At 63.2% G+C, this 13,156-nt stretch carries 17 protein-coding genes; 12 read left to right on the top strand and 5 right to left on the bottom strand.

The window, feature by feature from the left end; genetic code table 11:
* The first annotated feature begins 164 nt into the window (after positions 1-164).
* The 6 genes from L0963_RS05335 to L0963_RS05360 all read left to right on the top strand — a co-directional run bounded on the left by L0963_RS05335 (position 165) and on the right by L0963_RS05360 (position 4,567).
* Complete coding sequence (locus L0963_RS05335; protein WP_234178684.1) at positions 165-1,106, top strand: ArdC family protein; 942 nt, start codon at positions 165-167, stop codon at positions 1,104-1,106.
* 11 nt (positions 1,107-1,117) lie between these two features.
* Positions 1,118-1,540, top strand: a complete 423-nt coding sequence (locus L0963_RS05340) for a hypothetical protein (RefSeq protein ID WP_234178686.1) — start codon at positions 1,118-1,120, stop codon at positions 1,538-1,540.
* Between the two features lie 305 nt (positions 1,541-1,845).
* Positions 1,846-2,799 carry a DUF2493 domain-containing protein gene (locus tag L0963_RS05345; protein ID WP_234178688.1) on the top strand — a complete coding sequence of 318 codons (954 nt, stop codon included), beginning with the start codon at positions 1,846-1,848 and terminating at the stop codon, positions 2,797-2,799.
* A gap of 121 nt (positions 2,800-2,920) precedes the next feature.
* Complete coding sequence (locus L0963_RS05350; protein ID WP_234178690.1) at positions 2,921-3,382, top strand: DUF6878 family protein; 462 nt, start codon at positions 2,921-2,923, stop codon at positions 3,380-3,382.
* Positions 3,383-3,392: 10 nt separating this feature from the next.
* Positions 3,393-3,818, top strand: a complete 426-nt coding sequence (locus L0963_RS05355) for a DUF6915 family protein (protein ID WP_234178692.1) — start codon at positions 3,393-3,395, stop codon at positions 3,816-3,818.
* Between the two features lie 359 nt (positions 3,819-4,177).
* A complete protein-coding gene (locus L0963_RS05360) occupies positions 4,178-4,567 on the top strand; it encodes a single-stranded DNA-binding protein (RefSeq protein WP_054587174.1) in 390 nt (129 codons plus the stop codon).
* 115 nt (positions 4,568-4,682) lie between these two features.
* On the opposite strand, the gene L0963_RS05365 is transcribed toward L0963_RS05360, so the two are convergent.
* The gene (locus L0963_RS05365; RefSeq protein WP_234178694.1) at positions 4,683-4,880 is read right to left on the bottom strand and encodes a DUF6437 family protein; all 198 of its coding nucleotides are present in this window, start codon (positions 4,878-4,880) and stop codon (positions 4,683-4,685) included.
* 356 nt (positions 4,881-5,236) lie between these two features.
* Between L0963_RS05365 and L0963_RS05370 the strand changes: the two genes are divergently transcribed.
* On the top strand, positions 5,237-5,473 hold the full coding sequence (locus L0963_RS05370) for a hypothetical protein (RefSeq protein WP_234178696.1): 237 nt from the start codon (positions 5,237-5,239) through the stop codon (positions 5,471-5,473).
* Between the two features lie 102 nt (positions 5,474-5,575).
* Here L0963_RS05370 and L0963_RS05375 read toward each other — a convergent pair whose 3' ends face one another.
* Positions 5,576-5,770, bottom strand: coding sequence for a hypothetical protein (locus L0963_RS05375; RefSeq protein WP_120218992.1), 195 nt, complete (start codon positions 5,768-5,770; stop codon positions 5,576-5,578).
* Here L0963_RS05375 and L0963_RS05380 point away from each other — a divergent pair.
* The 5 genes from L0963_RS05380 (at position 5,769) to L0963_RS05400 (ending at position 12,202) form a co-directional block, all read left to right on the top strand.
* Positions 5,769-5,978, top strand: coding sequence for a hypothetical protein (locus L0963_RS05380; RefSeq protein WP_234178698.1), 210 nt, complete (start codon positions 5,769-5,771; stop codon positions 5,976-5,978). The two genes, L0963_RS05375 and L0963_RS05380, sit on opposite strands and share 2 nt — an antisense overlap.
* A gap of 230 nt (positions 5,979-6,208) precedes the next feature.
* On the top strand, positions 6,209-6,541 hold the full coding sequence (locus L0963_RS05385) for a hypothetical protein (protein WP_109798783.1): 333 nt from the start codon (positions 6,209-6,211) through the stop codon (positions 6,539-6,541).
* Positions 6,531-8,927 (top strand): type IV secretion system DNA-binding domain-containing protein, encoded by a 2,397-nt coding sequence (locus tag L0963_RS05390; RefSeq protein WP_234178700.1) that lies wholly within the window; start codon positions 6,531-6,533, stop codon positions 8,925-8,927. The genes L0963_RS05385 and L0963_RS05390 overlap by 11 nt, the downstream gene beginning before the upstream one ends.
* A 37-nt stretch (positions 8,928-8,964) precedes the next feature.
* A complete protein-coding gene (gene mobF / locus L0963_RS05395) occupies positions 8,965-11,892 on the top strand; it encodes a MobF family relaxase (RefSeq protein ID WP_234178702.1) in 2,928 nt (975 codons plus the stop codon).
* 70 nt (positions 11,893-11,962) lie between these two features.
* Positions 11,963-12,202, top strand: coding sequence for a hypothetical protein (locus L0963_RS05400; protein ID WP_234178703.1), 240 nt, complete (start codon positions 11,963-11,965; stop codon positions 12,200-12,202).
* Between the two features lie 23 nt (positions 12,203-12,225).
* Here the strand turns inward: L0963_RS05400 and L0963_RS05405 are convergent, their stop codons facing one another.
* From L0963_RS05405 to L0963_RS05415, 3 genes are read right to left on the bottom strand one after another with little or no spacing between them, the layout of a single operon-like run.
* Positions 12,226-12,423 carry a DUF6961 family protein gene (locus L0963_RS05405; protein ID WP_234178705.1) on the bottom strand — a complete coding sequence of 66 codons (198 nt, stop codon included), beginning with the start codon at positions 12,421-12,423 and terminating at the stop codon, positions 12,226-12,228.
* The gene (locus tag L0963_RS05410) at positions 12,423-12,728 is read right to left on the bottom strand and encodes a DUF5818 domain-containing protein (protein ID WP_234178707.1); all 306 of its coding nucleotides are present in this window, start codon (positions 12,726-12,728) and stop codon (positions 12,423-12,425) included. Before L0963_RS05410 ends, L0963_RS05405 begins: the two co-directional genes overlap by 1 nt.
* On the bottom strand, positions 12,725-13,150 hold the full coding sequence (locus L0963_RS05415) for a thermonuclease family protein (RefSeq protein ID WP_234178708.1): 426 nt from the start codon (positions 13,148-13,150) through the stop codon (positions 12,725-12,727). The genes L0963_RS05410 and L0963_RS05415 overlap by 4 nt, the downstream gene beginning before the upstream one ends.
* Between the last annotated feature and the right edge of the window lie 6 nt (positions 13,151-13,156).

Genomic DNA, 13,156 nt, shown 5'->3' on the forward strand with positions numbered 1-13,156 from the left:
CCTCCTGACAGGCTCTGCCACTCGCACCTCGAGAAGCGGTCCTTCGGCTTACGTCGGAGGGCCGCTTCCTTTTTGGAAGCAGAGCAGAGGGAGCTCGGGAGCCTCAGGCACTGACCGGCGAAGCTGTCGCTGACTGTCCGGATGCCTCAATCAGGAGAACCATCATGGCCTATCGCAAGGGGCAGGGCGGCGGCTTGTCGCCCGCCACCCGCATCACCCAGGAAATCATCGCCCGTCTGGAAGCAGGCACGAAGCCGTGGATCAAGCCATGGCGCGGTGTCCCGGTCTCCCGGCCCTTGCGGGCCTGCGGAATTCCGTACCGGGGCATGAACGTGTTCTGGCTTTGGATGGTCGCCGACATGTGCGGCTACGCTTCGCCGTTCTGGATGACCTACAACCAAGCAAAATCGCTCGGAGCCCAGGTCCGCAAGGGCGAGAAGTCGACCATCGCGATCTTCTACAAGAGCTACACCAAAGAGGTGGAAGCGCCCGATACCGGCGAAAAGACTGACGAGGCCCGCCGGGTGCTCAAGGCCTATCCGGTCTTCAATGCCGATCAGGTCGAAGGTCTGCCCGAGCGCTTCCATCCGGCTGCAACGCTGGAGCTGGTCCAGCCTGAAGGGCGCGAGGCCGAACTCGACGCCTTCTTCGCCGCCATCCCCGTCAATCTGCGCCACCAGGGCTGCGAGGCCTATTACGAACCGACTGCGGATCGTGTCACGATGCCGCCGACGAGCCTGTTTTCAGGCTTCGACCACTACTATGCCACGCTCGCCCACGAGCTGTCGCACTGGACCGGCCATGCCAGCCGTCTGGGGCGTGATCTCAAAAACCGCTTCGGCACGGCGGCCTATGCCGCCGAAGAACTTGTAGCCGAGCTATCGAGCGCCATGCTCGGCGCCGAGCTGGGCCTGCCCGTCACACATCTCGACAGCCACGCGAGCTACATCGAGCATTGGCTCAAGCTTCTGAAGGATGACGATCGCGCCATTCTGACCGCTGCCGCCAAGGCTGAGGAGGCGTCGACCCTGCTGCTGAAGCTTGGCGGAAGGGTCATGCCCGAACAGTTTGACGACGCGTCAGACGACGCTGCGCTTGCGGCCTGAGGGAGCATGCCATGGGCCGATCAGTCAGCTATCCCAGCGGAGCAATCGTCGCCTTCACAGTGCTTGAGGTCGAAGCCGAGGACGACTGGGAATTCGAATACGATTGGCTGCGCGACGACCTGCGCGAGCGGGCCGGCCGAGCCTTTCCGTCGCTGATCCCGCATGACGGCTGGCGCGGCCGGGAGGACCGGATCCTCATGCGCAATGCCTATGCGGATTTTGGCGTATCGGTCTACGGCGGGCTGGTGGCCGTCTGGATCGTCGAACGCGATGACGGCGCCTATTGGGACGCCGATTGGCGCACGGCCCGCTCACCGCGGGCACAGCGCTGGCTGTCGCAGATCGCATCCCGTTTCGATGCCATGTTCGGCGAATATGACTGTCTCGGGCATATGTCGAACGGAGAGGGTGTCTACGCCAAGCGAGCGGCTTGAGCCGAGCCGGGGCGGTGCATGGATGAGGCATAGGGCGCACCCCTGCCAATGGATCTGTTCCGACCGCCCATGGCCTGGTGCCATGCGAGAGAGGCCCTGGGCCAGCCGCCAGTCTTGCGCAACCCGGCTTGGTCGGGCCCGTGTGGGCCTTGGCCCTTAGGGCTCAAGGCCTGCCCGCGCCAGCCCGCCAAGCCGGGTTTCCCCTCACGGGTGCGCAACCCTGCCTGAATGCTGGCCCTGACGGGCTCTCGCTGGCGCAGCCATGAACGGGTGCGTCGGCCTCACGCCAGTCAGGAGGACACCCCATGCACACGTCATTCGCCGATCAACTCGCCGGGCTCGATCTCGCCGGCTTCTCGATTGGACCCGCTCCCGTATCGACCAGCGATTTCCCGGTCCGGGAGGCTGTTGTCCAAACCCTCGAAGCAGTCTGGTCCGATCTTTTCGCCATGGTGTCCGGGACCGCTCTTGAAGCCGACGCCGAGGATCTTGGCTGGGCCTTCGTCAACATCTTTCACCGCTCGGCGGAACGCAAATCGACGGCCCTTGACCGGGCGACCGACGAGGTCCGCGCGCTGATTGCTACGGCCGATGGATCCGAGGTTCACACCCATGACCTTGAGACCCAGGTCGAGCGGGCGCAGTGCGCCGAAAGTGCGATGCTGGCGCTTGAAGAGATGCGCGAGGTCGCAGCAGCCCTGTACCTCAACGAGTTCGGGTCATCGTGGAAGCCGGTCTCCAGTTCGCGCTTCAATCACAGCGCCATGATGACTTCTGCGCTCGTCGAAGGTCGCGATTTCCTGCGCGCCCGTGCAGAGGCCAAACGCCGTGCAGCCGTGCCCGAAGGAACCCCGGTCGTCTTCGCTGGCGGGCGCACCCGTCATGCGACCGAAGACGATGCACTGACCTTCGGCAACAACGTCTGGGCCACCCTCGACAAGGTCCGCGACCGCGTGCCCGACTTGGTGCTCATCCATGGCGGCGACACCAAGGGCGTCGACCGCCTGGCATCGAGCTGGGCTGAACGTCGAGGCATCCCTCAGGTCACGTTCTCGCTCGACATGCGGCTGGGCGCCCGGGCCGGCTTCAAGCGCAACGAGCGGATGCTCTCGCTTGATCCGCGTTACGTCATCGCCTTTCCAGGCAATGGCGTGCTCGAACGTCTGGTCATCGAAGCCAAGGCCCGGCGGATCACCGTGGTCGATCGGCGCGGGCCCCTCGGTACCAATCCGAAGAACTCTTCGGTCAGGACCGACTAAGGCCCTGTCGGTCTTCGCGCCAGCGCCGGATCGGCGCTGGCGTCGTCCTTCAGAGGAAAGGCGCGCGCCTGTCAGTTTGAGCCAGCGGAGGTCGTTGGCTCCTTTCTACAGGAGGCAGTTCATGATCGATATCGAGGCTGTGATGGCCGATTTTGCCGTTCGCCAGGCCGAGCGGCAGACCCAGGTGGTCGAAGAGATTCAGCAGCTCAAGGTCGCCATTCTTCCGCGCTTGCAGGAAGCCGGCATCGCCCGTGTCGAGATCCGCTTTGACGGCTGCGGCGACAGCGGTGCCGTTGAAGAATGTGTATGCCTCGATACAGCCGGCGCGGGGATCCCGTGCCCGGAAGTCTCCCTCATGGAAGGCGAAGCAGACAGCGTTGATCGTACTGGTTCCGCAGAGCCGCAATCACTCGGGCAGGCACTCGAACAGCTGACCTACCTGGCGCTCGAACGTCACCATCCTGGCTGGGAGATCAACGACGGTGCCTGCGGCGAACTGGTGATTGATGTGGCTGAGGCGACGTTCGTGCTGGCTTGCAGTCTGCGCTTCACCGCGACCGATGATCACTCGACCGAGCTCTAGGAGACCAGGCATGGCCCACTGCTACTACCACGCCCTCTCGTCGGTCCGGAAATGGGGCGGCGCGGTCGAGGACTATCTCCCGCTACACCAGTGGTTCGACCAGTCCAAGGCAATCCTGGCAGACCCACGGCACCGCGCGCTGCGGCACCATGCCGAGGGGATATTCATGCTGGAGGCGATCTTCGGCGAGACCCTCGTCAATGCCGATGGCCGGGTCGTTCCGGTGCGTCTGGTCGGCGAACAGCACGTGCGCGAAGACTTGGGCTCGATCCCCTCCTTTGCCGATTGGGCGCGCTTGATCACGCCGCAGGCCTGGATGCTGCGCGGCAACCCTTTGGACGGCGCTGAAGGGGTGACGATCGACATGCCTGGCCGCGGTGAAGCAGTTGCGCCCAGGAGCGTGCCACCTGCTGAAGCGGTCGGTACCGTGATCTAAGAGGGGGTTCTCCGGTGAAGGGGCGGGGTGGATGATCCTGCCAAGACCGGAGGGAAACGAGTCAGGGCAAACCTGTTCAAGGCATCCAGCTCCACCCGGCTTCGATGCAAACCTTTCCCTGAATCACCCCCCGTCGAGACGCGCAACCCGGATCAGGTCCGACCGAGTTGCCGGGCACGATTTTGCGCATCGCTGGTGCCGAAAACCGGTTCCCACTTTTCGGCGCGATGCTGCGTGCCCGACTGCCCGCACCACCCGAACCAGATCGGGGTTTCCCTTCGGTGCGCTTCGCCGCGGGGCGCTTCTGCTCGGGTTTTGCAGCCGGGATGGACCCGGAATGCTCGATCAGGAGAAAGCCCATGACCAATCTCGTTATCCTCGTTGGCCGCATCGCTCGCGACCCCGAAACCCGCACCACCCAGGGTGGAACCAGCATCACCTCGGTCTCGGTCGTGACCGACCGTCCCGCCCGCAAGGAAGGCAAGACCTACAAGGACGAGAACGGCTACACCGCCAAGGACAGCGAATTCCACCGGATCACCTGCTTCAACGGCCTCGGCCAGAATGTCGCCAAGTACTGCACCAAGGGCCAGCTCGTGACGGTCGAAGGGCGCATCCACTACACCCAGTGGGAAGATCAGAGCGGCACCAAGCGCTACGGCTGCGAGATCATCGCCGACAAGGTCGACTTCCTCACCAAGGGCCGCTCCGGCAGCAACGAAGGTGCTCCCGATATCGATGAGGACTGAATGTCCTTGCCTCACGACAAGGCCCCGGTGGCAGACGCCATCGGGGCCTTTTATTTTGTACGCCGGCGATGCGGCGGCGCGGGGCATCGAACCCCTTGCCGCCGCCGGATGGGTTTTACGCGGGAGCAATCCGCTTCAGCGTTTCCTCGATCCCGAGCGCCATCGATGCGCGAACGATCTGGCGCAACTGCGCCGGATCGATCGTCTCCGCGCTGCACTCGATCAGCAGCTTTCCGAGTTCGGTCGCTGCCTCTTCGCGGAGACGCGCCTCCTCGTTCTCGAGTTGGGCACGCTGTTCACGCAGCTTCTTCAAGGCATCTCGTGCAGTAGGTTTGGACCTGGCCATAGTGCTTCCTTCTTGCTGGCCGTTGGTCCCCTCCGCTGCCGATCTTGGCACTGCGGGCGCATGTAGGAAAATGGTTTGTGGGGCAGGTGTCGCGCTTCTGCGCTGACGTTGGAGAGGTCTCTCTCGCAGAAAGACCAATTGTGATGCGGGCTTTGGGGCTGCGTCAAGGACGACGGGGCCCCACCATTTTTACCGGGCAAGCCCGGCAAAAATCGTTGCCCCCATCGCCGCTTCGCGGCCGCTATCGCGGTCCCTGACCCAGCCCGTCACCCACATCTTTCGCAGCTCCTGATGCGACGCATCGAACATCAGGAGGAAAGATCATGTACGCTTCACTTAACATTGCCGCTGCTGGTCCCGTCGCCGATCAGGCAGCCTTCGTTGCTGCCTTGGATCAGGCCCATGCGCGGTCCTTTCACAGCTACTTCACGCAGTACGTCCTGACCGATGACGAGGCAGGGTATATCGCGGTCGATGAAGGCGACTACGGCGCCTTGCCCAAGGCCATGCTGGACCGGGTCATCGATACCGTGCCGGGCCGTCTCAGCGATGAGTTCTGATCCGCCAGTTTGGGAGGAAGTCCGTCAGGGCTTCCTCCTTTCTTATTGCTCGCAGACCGTTTCGGCATCCCTCGGCCGGTACGGGGAGGCAGGTCGACAGCGTCAGTCGACGGTATCAGGACGGTCGAGATCGGCGAGCCGTTCCGGCATACCCAGAACCTTCAACGCCGCGGCCTCAATAGCTTCTGCCTGTGTCGGGAAAGCCTCGGAAGAACTGATCGACACCCCGTTCGGGTAAGTCACTGTCGCCTGGAAGCCGTTGCCCTTCGGTGTCGCACTCAGTGTGACCTGGCCCATGCGGCGCCTCCTTTCTGCCTGGAATATTGGCTGCAACATAGGCGTCAGTCCCGTCTGTGCCTATCGCGATCCGCAGCTCGGCTACCTGCCGAGGACCCTGGGAACGGGGCTCGCAAATCGCATCATCCGCTACAGGATCAATAGCTGGTTCCTGTCCTCGCAGTTGGGGACATTTGGGCACACCGTACGCGACAAATCGCTGGAATGATTGATGGAAAAGCAAGTAATTACAGATTCATGGATCGAATTCGGCGAAATGGCAGCTTCTCCGTCAAAAATGACGTGGGCGAGGGGAGTTACGTGGATTTGACCAAAGCGAGGCCGAGAATGGCGGAATTCCGCAGTCCTATATGTTCTTGACATGTTCTTGAATCTGACTTAGCTTCAACCTCGCCTTTCGCAGTGTGAACCGGGCTCCTGACCACAAGGAGTCCGTGCATGACACGGCCAATCTGTCTCCAGGTTTACATCTCCAGCGAGCTCAGTTCGCTGATCCGCAAGGCTGCCAAGGCCAAGGGGATCAGCATGAGCGAGTGGGTTCGCGCCTTGCTCGCCAATGCCTGCACCGAGGACGAGCTTTCCTCGCGGCTCGACGCTTCCATTGAACGCATTTCCCGCCGCTCGGTGTTCCTCATGGTCGGGGTTGACGCGCTGCTGGCAGGGCACCCCGACCACGCGCTGCGCGGTCGGGCTCACCAGGCTTACGTGCGCAAATGCAAGGAACTCGGTCTTTCCACAGCCGCTGGCGAGGGAGGCTCCGATGAAGCGTAATCTCGTCAACTTCACGCGTGGCAGCCAGCTGCTCGGACACTTCGGCTTCATGTTCGCGGCGGGTCTCAAGGGCCCATTGATTGTCGCCGCGCTCGTGATCTCATGGACCTCCTGGTGGACCATTTCGGCAGGCCTCACCGACCATGAAGTCTACCTCGTCTGGATGCGGATCTACGCTGCCATCTACGGCTTCATGGAGTTCGATCCCGCCAAACGAATCACTCTGGAAACTGCCTTTGGCGCGACCATCCAGTTTCCGATTGCCCAGCTCGACCACTACCCCCCGGTGGACCATGCGTGGGAGAAGCTGATGGCGCTTCTGACCAGTGCCTTGTGGCGTTCCGGGTTCCTGCTGGTCCCTGCGTTTGCCATCTTTTACTGGTTCGCCGAGCGGTTCGGTGGCCGCTCCAAGGAGCGCAAACATGAGCGCGGCGCGATGCTCGTCACGCTCCCCGAGCTTGTCGATGAACTGACCGCGCACAACCGGCGCGAGCGCACCCGTGAGCTCGATTCCGCGCTGGGCTGGAAATGGCGGCTCAGCCTGCCGCGAGAGATCGCCCAGGTCTTTCCCTATCGGCCATCGCACATCGCCACGGTCTCCTATCCCTGGCGGCTCGAACAGAGCCATGCGATGCTCATTGGCACCACCGGTATGGGCAAGACCGTGGCGATCTCCGACATGATTGCGGAAGCCAGAGCCAAGGGGCAGCGCTGCGTGGTCTTCGATTTGACCGGCGCTTTTATCGAGCACTTCCATGCGGCCCATTGCGACATCATCCTGAACCCGCTCGATGCGCGCTGCCCCCAGTGGAGCCTGTTTGACGAATGCCGTTCTGAAGGTGAGTTCTGGGCCGCCGCGGACGCCCTCGTCCCCCATGACGGGGGCGGAGAAGCCCAGTTCTGGGTGATCGCTGCACGAGCCCTGTTCGTCGAATTCTGCCTCAAACTTGTGGCCGAGGGCAGGGCGACCAACGACGCCCTGGCCCGTGAGCTCATGACTGCGGACCTGTCGCGCGTGCATGCCATGATGCGCGGTACTATCGCCGATCCGCTGACCGCGCCGGAAGCCGCCCGCATGGCGGAATCGATCCGGGCCGTTTTCAACGTCAACGCCAAGGCGCTCAAGCTGCTGCCGGCTGCCGGTCCTCGTTTCTCGGTCCGCCAGTGGATCGAGGATGGGGCCGATAGCGCCCGAAGCGAAGGCTCGATCCTGTTCATTTCGGCCCGCTATGTCGACATGAGCGTCTGCGCGCAGTTGCTTACGCTCTGGCTCGACACGGCCATGAACACGCTGATGACGATGCCCCGCACCCGCGATCTCAAGTGCTGGTTCTTCGTCGATGAGCTCGGCGCATTGCACCGCCTGCCAGCCCTCGAGAAAGGCTTGCAGACGGCGCGCAATTTCGGCGGCGCGATTGTCCTCGGCCTCCACGCCTATGCCAAGCTCAAGGAGGTCTACGGCGAGAACATGGCGATGACGCTGGCATCGCTTGCCCGGACCAAACTGATCCTTGGAACCGCTGACCGCGAAACGGCCACCTGGTGCTCCGACTTCATCGGCCATCGCCAGGTCAGGGACATGGAAGAGGGCTACACTTACGGCTACAACAATGCCCGCGATGCGGTCAGCCTGACCCCGCGCAAGCATATCGAGCCGCTCCTGCTGCCTGACCAGCTGATGAACCTGCCGCGCCTGTCAGGGTACATCAAATTCCCCGACGGCTTTCCCGCCGCACCGATCAAGCTGAAGCCCGTCGACCGACCCAAGCGGGCGGAGACCTTCATTGCCAGGGTCAAGGAAAGCCCGAAGGCAAGGGTCACGTTGCCCCATCCGGCGGCGGAGCAGGCCGAGCAGAAGGCAGCGCCAACAGGCAGCGAGCATCCCTCGTCCAACGATGACGGAGCGGGCAAGCCGGTCGTCCCAAAGCAGGGCGAACTGGCGCTGGATCAGGGACCGAAAGCCGCGCCGAGACAGGAGCCTAACGCGCCAGCCAAGGATATTGGGCGAGCAGTGGAACACCCACCCGGCAAGACGTCGAAGGAGCGGGAACCGGCAGCTCGCTCAGGGCAAGACAAGGCGGGCAAGGCCAGGAAGGAGCAGTCGAATACCAGAACCGATGTGCGTGCGCGAAAAGTCGGACCTTCCGCCCGCCCACTTCTCCCGACAGGCGAAGCCGCTGCAGTCCCGGATCAGTCGGCTTCGCCTAAGGGCACGCCCCAGGCCAGCACGCCGGGAACAGAAGGGCTGCAACAGGGCAAGCCGGATAACCCGAAGAGCCAAAGCTCCAGCGATGCCGCCGCGCGCAAGCTGATGATCGAGGATGGTCTGCGGGAGCACGAGCCCCCGCCGATCACTGGTCCCGATCTTGGCGACATGGAGATGTGAGCATGGCGCTGACTGCCTCGGGATGGCGGAGCGATCGATGCTGTCGGTAGCCAATGTCCGCACCGCCGGCGGCGCGGCCAACTACTTCGCTGCCGACAATTACTACACGCGCGCTGATGCCGATCGCTTGGGTGAATGGATGGGGAAGGGCGCTGCCGCGCTCGGGCTTGAGGGGACCGTCGACGCGCGGCAGTTCGAGGCGGTCCTTAAGGGAATGCTGTCCGATGGTAGCCGCGTCGGCAGTGACAACCGGGCGCACCGGGCGGGGACCGATCTCACCTTTTCGATGCCGAAAAGCTGGTCGGTCCTCGCTCTGGTGGGCGGCGATAAGCGCATCCTCGATGCCTACGCTGCGGCTGTCCGGGAAACCCTGCGCTGGGCCGAGAAGAACCTAGCCGAGACCCGGATGGAGGTTCGCGGCAGAGAGCGTGTTGTCCAGACCGGCAACCTTGCGATCGCGCTCTTCCAGCACGACACCAATCGCAACCAGGAGCCCAACGCCCACTTCCATGCCGTCATTGCCAATGTGACGCGAGGGGCCGATGGCAAATGGCGGGCGCTGCGCAATGACAAGCTCTGGCAGCACAATACTTTGCTCAATGCCATGACGATGGCGCGGTTTCGGCTAAGCGTCGAGAAGCTCGGTTACGAGGTCGGGGAGTTCGGCAAGCACGGCAATTTCGAGGCCGTCGGTGTGCCCAAAGATGTGCGCGATGCCTTCAGTTCGCGGCGGGCGGAGATTCTCGACCGCCTGGCGACGATGGAAGGGAGGGGGCTCGCCGCTCGCAGCGCAGCAAACCTCATGACCCGGGCGGACAAAGGGCGGATCGAAGATCGCGATGCGCTAACGCAGCAGTGGCAGGAAGCGTCCGCGAGGCTGGGCTTTGATCCCGCCACGGTGATTGCCAGGGCCAATGCTCGCAGTGCGCAGGATCTTGGCAATTTGACTGGTGTTGGGTCCACGATGCGCGCGCTCGTCCGCAATGTTCAGGCCCTCGCAACCTCCTTTGCCGAACGGCTTGGCCTGCGGGAAGGTGATCCGCTAATACCTAGCAGGCTGACCAATCGCAGTGTCGAGCAGGTCGCTGCAATTCATGCAGTCGCCTCGGCTGTCCGGCATCTCGGTGAGCGGGAGGCGGCCTTCACCCGGGCCGAGATATACCGCGCAGCGCTTGGCTTTGCGCTCCCGACTTCGCTTGCAGACATCGAACACCGCGTCGAGCAGCTGCTCCGCCAGGGACATCTGGAGAAGGGCAAGGGTGCGGACCGGGAACTGCTGACGACACGCGACGCGATCAGCCTCGAACAGCGAATTATTGCCGGGGTTGAAGACGGGCGCGGCGTAGCCCCGGCGATAGTCTCTCCCGACCTTGCCGGGGCCCGTCTGCAAGCCCTGTCCCAAATCAAATACGGCCTGACCTTGAACGCGGGACAGGAAGGGGCCGGGCGTCTGCTGCTTGGCTCGAACAACCGCATCGTCGCGATCCAGGGCGTCGCGGGCGCAGGCAAGAGCACGGTCCTCAAACCTGTCGCCGATATCCTGCGCGAGGAGGGCAGGGGTGTGCTCGGGCTCGCGGTGCAGAACACGCTGGTCCAGATGCTCGAGCGCGATACAGGTATTCCATCGATGACGGTGTCGCGGTTCCTCGCCCAGCACCGTGATCTCCTTGAAGGGGCGGATGCGGACCGGCTCGCCGAGGCTCGGGCTGACATGCGTGGCACAGTCGTGCTGCTCGACGAGGCATCGATGGTCGGCAATGCCGACAAGGAAAAGCTGGTGCGGCTTGCAAACCTGCTCGAACTCGGCCGCTTTGCCAGTATTGGTGACCGCAAGCAGTTGGGCGCAGTCGATGCTGGAAAGCCGTTCGATGTGATGCAGCAGGCCGGCATTGAGACGGCCGTCATGAGCACGAATCTTCGCGCGCGCAGTGAAGGCCTGCGTGAAGCGCAACAGGCGGCGCAACAAGGGCGTATCCAGGACGCCATGCGCCATCTGGCACCCCAGGTGATCGAGGTGGGGAACGATGCGGCTGTCGAAGCCGCCGCAGCCTGGCTGTCCCTGTCGACTGCCGAGCGCGAAGCAACCGCGATCTATGCCTCAGGCCGAAACCTGCGCGGCGCCGTAAACGATGCGGTTCAGACAGGCCTTAAAGCGAGCGGCGAGCTTGGTCCTGAAACCATGCGGCTCCAGACCCTGTCGCGCGTCAATGTGACCCGCGAGGAGCTGCGATATGCGAGCACCTATGCGCACGGCATGGTGGTCGAGGTGGCGCGGCGTCAGCGCAGCCAAGCTATTGCAGCGGGCGAATACCGGGTGGTCGGAACCGATGTGACACGCGAGCGTGTCACGCTGGAGAACGCGCGTGGCCGCCAGTTCGAGTTTCGTCCCGGTCAGATCAGGCCGCAAGGTGAGCAGGATCCGCTGCGTCTGTTCGAAGTCCGCGCCCTCGACATTTACACCGGCGACAAGATCCGGTGGACCGAGACCGATCACCAGCGGGGCCTGCTCAATGCCGACCAGGCCCGCATTGTCGCTGTCGACAAAGAGGCTGTCGTGATGAAGACATCCTTGGGCTCAGAGCACCGGCTGGAGCAGGGCGACCCGATGCTCCGCCGTCTCGATCTCGCTTATGCGCTCAATGCCCATATGGCACAGGGGCTGACCTCCGATCGCGGCATTGCTGTCATGGACAGTCGCGAGCGCAATCTGGCCAATCAGCAGACGTTCCTGGTGACAGTTACACGGCTGCGCGATGGTCTCACGCTTTATGTCGATAATGCTGGCAAGCTCGAGGCGGCGGTCGAGCGCAAAGCCGGCATGAAACGTTCGGCGCTTGAAACGGTCGATCTCCTCCGCGATGCGGCAGCCAAAGGGCAGGCCAAAGATCGTGTGGGGCCTGCACCGGAACGCAAGCCGCCAGAGCTTGACCGGTCGATCACCAAGCCATTCGAGATCGGCATCTAGCGTCCCGCTGTCCCCATGCGTCCGCACATGGCCGGTTGACGCGAAGTTCTTTATTTGTTCTCATTGACCCATGCCCCGAATCTCCGAGGATATCCTGCTTACCCATCTCGAAGTCGCACTGGCGGTTGCGCCGGAGCACACGCTCGTCCGTCTCAATGCCGATGATCCACGCGCCCAGCGCAGCGCCAGGGTCGATCTGGCTCGTCATCTGGTCGAGCGCATGCGCGGTTTCACCATCGAAGGCGACAGCCATGGCGATCGAGGCGCGCAGCCATGCCTGTTTCCAGGCGATCTCTCGCCGATCGGATGAACTGGAAGTCTTGTCGAGGAGGGTTACTGTAGTGGCCGGTCCGGGGCGTTGGAGCTCAGTTGGACAATCCGCTCGGCGATAGCCTGCCATGTCCGAATGCCTGCCTCGTCGCCAGCAAGTGCAAGAGCCCCAATCTGCTCGGCGACGTACAAGGGTGCCTTGTCGCCATGAGTTTGCAGGACATGGTGGGCGCAGGCCCAGAGCTCCCATTCGCTCAGCATCAGCGCAGCAAGCCGACGACCCCGCCAACCGTCGCATATAGGCCATAGGCGACGAAGGCTGCGGCAAGAAGGAATTCGAGCCGGAGTTTGAATGCAGTCGGTCGAGGCTTTCCGGCAGGCCATATCTGGTCGCAGGCAAATCCGTTGAACCCTGAACGCTCCCCGACCACTTCGACGCGGGCGCCGATGAATTTCCGTACCTGGCGGGTGTTGTCGAGTTCCCAAGTCCCGCCACCATCGGTGCGCAGCACCGGTCCGTTTGCCGCCCATTCGACGATGCCGGTCAGATGCGTGGTGCTGCTCATTGGCAAGCCGGGCCTTTCCAGTAGCGATCCCAGCGCAGGACCTTGCCGGTCTTGATCATGGCGCATGACAGATCGGCACCTGACGGCAGACGGCACCAGGCAGCGGTCCTGTTTCCGCCTGCGGACCCCTCGGAGCGGCATGTCAGCCGCGGACCTCTGACTACCACATGACCGGTCGAAATTGTTCCCTTCGCGCCGCCCATCAGATGTACAAGGGCGTCGCGCGCCTCAATTGCCGTGGCATTTGGGCAGGGCTGATTGGTGCGGCAGGTGCCGTCCATTTCCCGGGCCGCGATGCCGGCGATCCGCAGGTGAGGGCCTTCCGCACACCAGACCGGACCGTCACCATCCCAGACATGAGTCGGTGTGCAGGTAAAGGTCTGTCCGGAAGCGACGATCGAAGCGGCAAGGAGGGCAAGCATCAGAGA

Origin of the sequence: Sphingopyxis sp. NFH-91 (assembly GCF_021401285.1) — a bacterium.
Lineage (GTDB): Bacteria > Pseudomonadota > Alphaproteobacteria > Sphingomonadales > Sphingomonadaceae > Sphingopyxis > Sphingopyxis terrae_A.

Excerpts from the sequence above, each read along its gene's own strand:
- L0963_RS05350 (WP_234178690.1), top strand. The coding sequence starts at position 2,921 with ATGATCGATATCGAGGCTGTGATGGCCGATTTTGCCGTTCGCCAGGCC.
- L0963_RS05345 (WP_234178688.1), top strand. The coding sequence starts at position 1,846 with ATGCACACGTCATTCGCCGATCAACTCGCCGGGCTCGATCTCGCCGGC.
- L0963_RS05400 (WP_234178703.1), top strand. The coding sequence starts at position 11,963 with ATGCCCCGAATCTCCGAGGATATCCTGCTTACCCATCTCGAAGTCGCA.
- L0963_RS05380 (WP_234178698.1), top strand. The coding sequence starts at position 5,769 with ATGCGGCGCCTCCTTTCTGCCTGGAATATTGGCTGCAACATAGGCGTC.
- L0963_RS05335 (WP_234178684.1), top strand. The coding sequence starts at position 165 with ATGGCCTATCGCAAGGGGCAGGGCGGCGGCTTGTCGCCCGCCACCCGC.
- L0963_RS05360 (WP_054587174.1), top strand. The coding sequence starts at position 4,178 with ATGACCAATCTCGTTATCCTCGTTGGCCGCATCGCTCGCGACCCCGAA.
- L0963_RS05370 (WP_234178696.1), top strand. The coding sequence starts at position 5,237 with ATGTACGCTTCACTTAACATTGCCGCTGCTGGTCCCGTCGCCGATCAG.
- L0963_RS05340 (WP_234178686.1), top strand. The coding sequence starts at position 1,118 with ATGGGCCGATCAGTCAGCTATCCCAGCGGAGCAATCGTCGCCTTCACA.
- L0963_RS05385 (WP_109798783.1), top strand. The coding sequence starts at position 6,209 with ATGACACGGCCAATCTGTCTCCAGGTTTACATCTCCAGCGAGCTCAGT.
- L0963_RS05390 (WP_234178700.1), top strand. The coding sequence starts at position 6,531 with ATGAAGCGTAATCTCGTCAACTTCACGCGTGGCAGCCAGCTGCTCGGA.
- mobF (WP_234178702.1), top strand. The coding sequence starts at position 8,965 with ATGCTGTCGGTAGCCAATGTCCGCACCGCCGGCGGCGCGGCCAACTAC.
- L0963_RS05355 (WP_234178692.1), top strand. The coding sequence starts at position 3,393 with ATGGCCCACTGCTACTACCACGCCCTCTCGTCGGTCCGGAAATGGGGC.
- L0963_RS05410 (WP_234178707.1), bottom strand. The coding sequence starts at position 12,728 with ATGAGCAGCACCACGCATCTGACCGGCATCGTCGAATGGGCGGCAAAC.
- L0963_RS05375 (WP_120218992.1), bottom strand. The coding sequence starts at position 5,770 with ATGGGCCAGGTCACACTGAGTGCGACACCGAAGGGCAACGGCTTCCAG.
- L0963_RS05415 (WP_234178708.1), bottom strand. The coding sequence starts at position 13,150 with ATGCTTGCCCTCCTTGCCGCTTCGATCGTCGCTTCCGGACAGACCTTT.
- L0963_RS05405 (WP_234178705.1), bottom strand. The coding sequence starts at position 12,423 with ATGCTGAGCGAATGGGAGCTCTGGGCCTGCGCCCACCATGTCCTGCAA.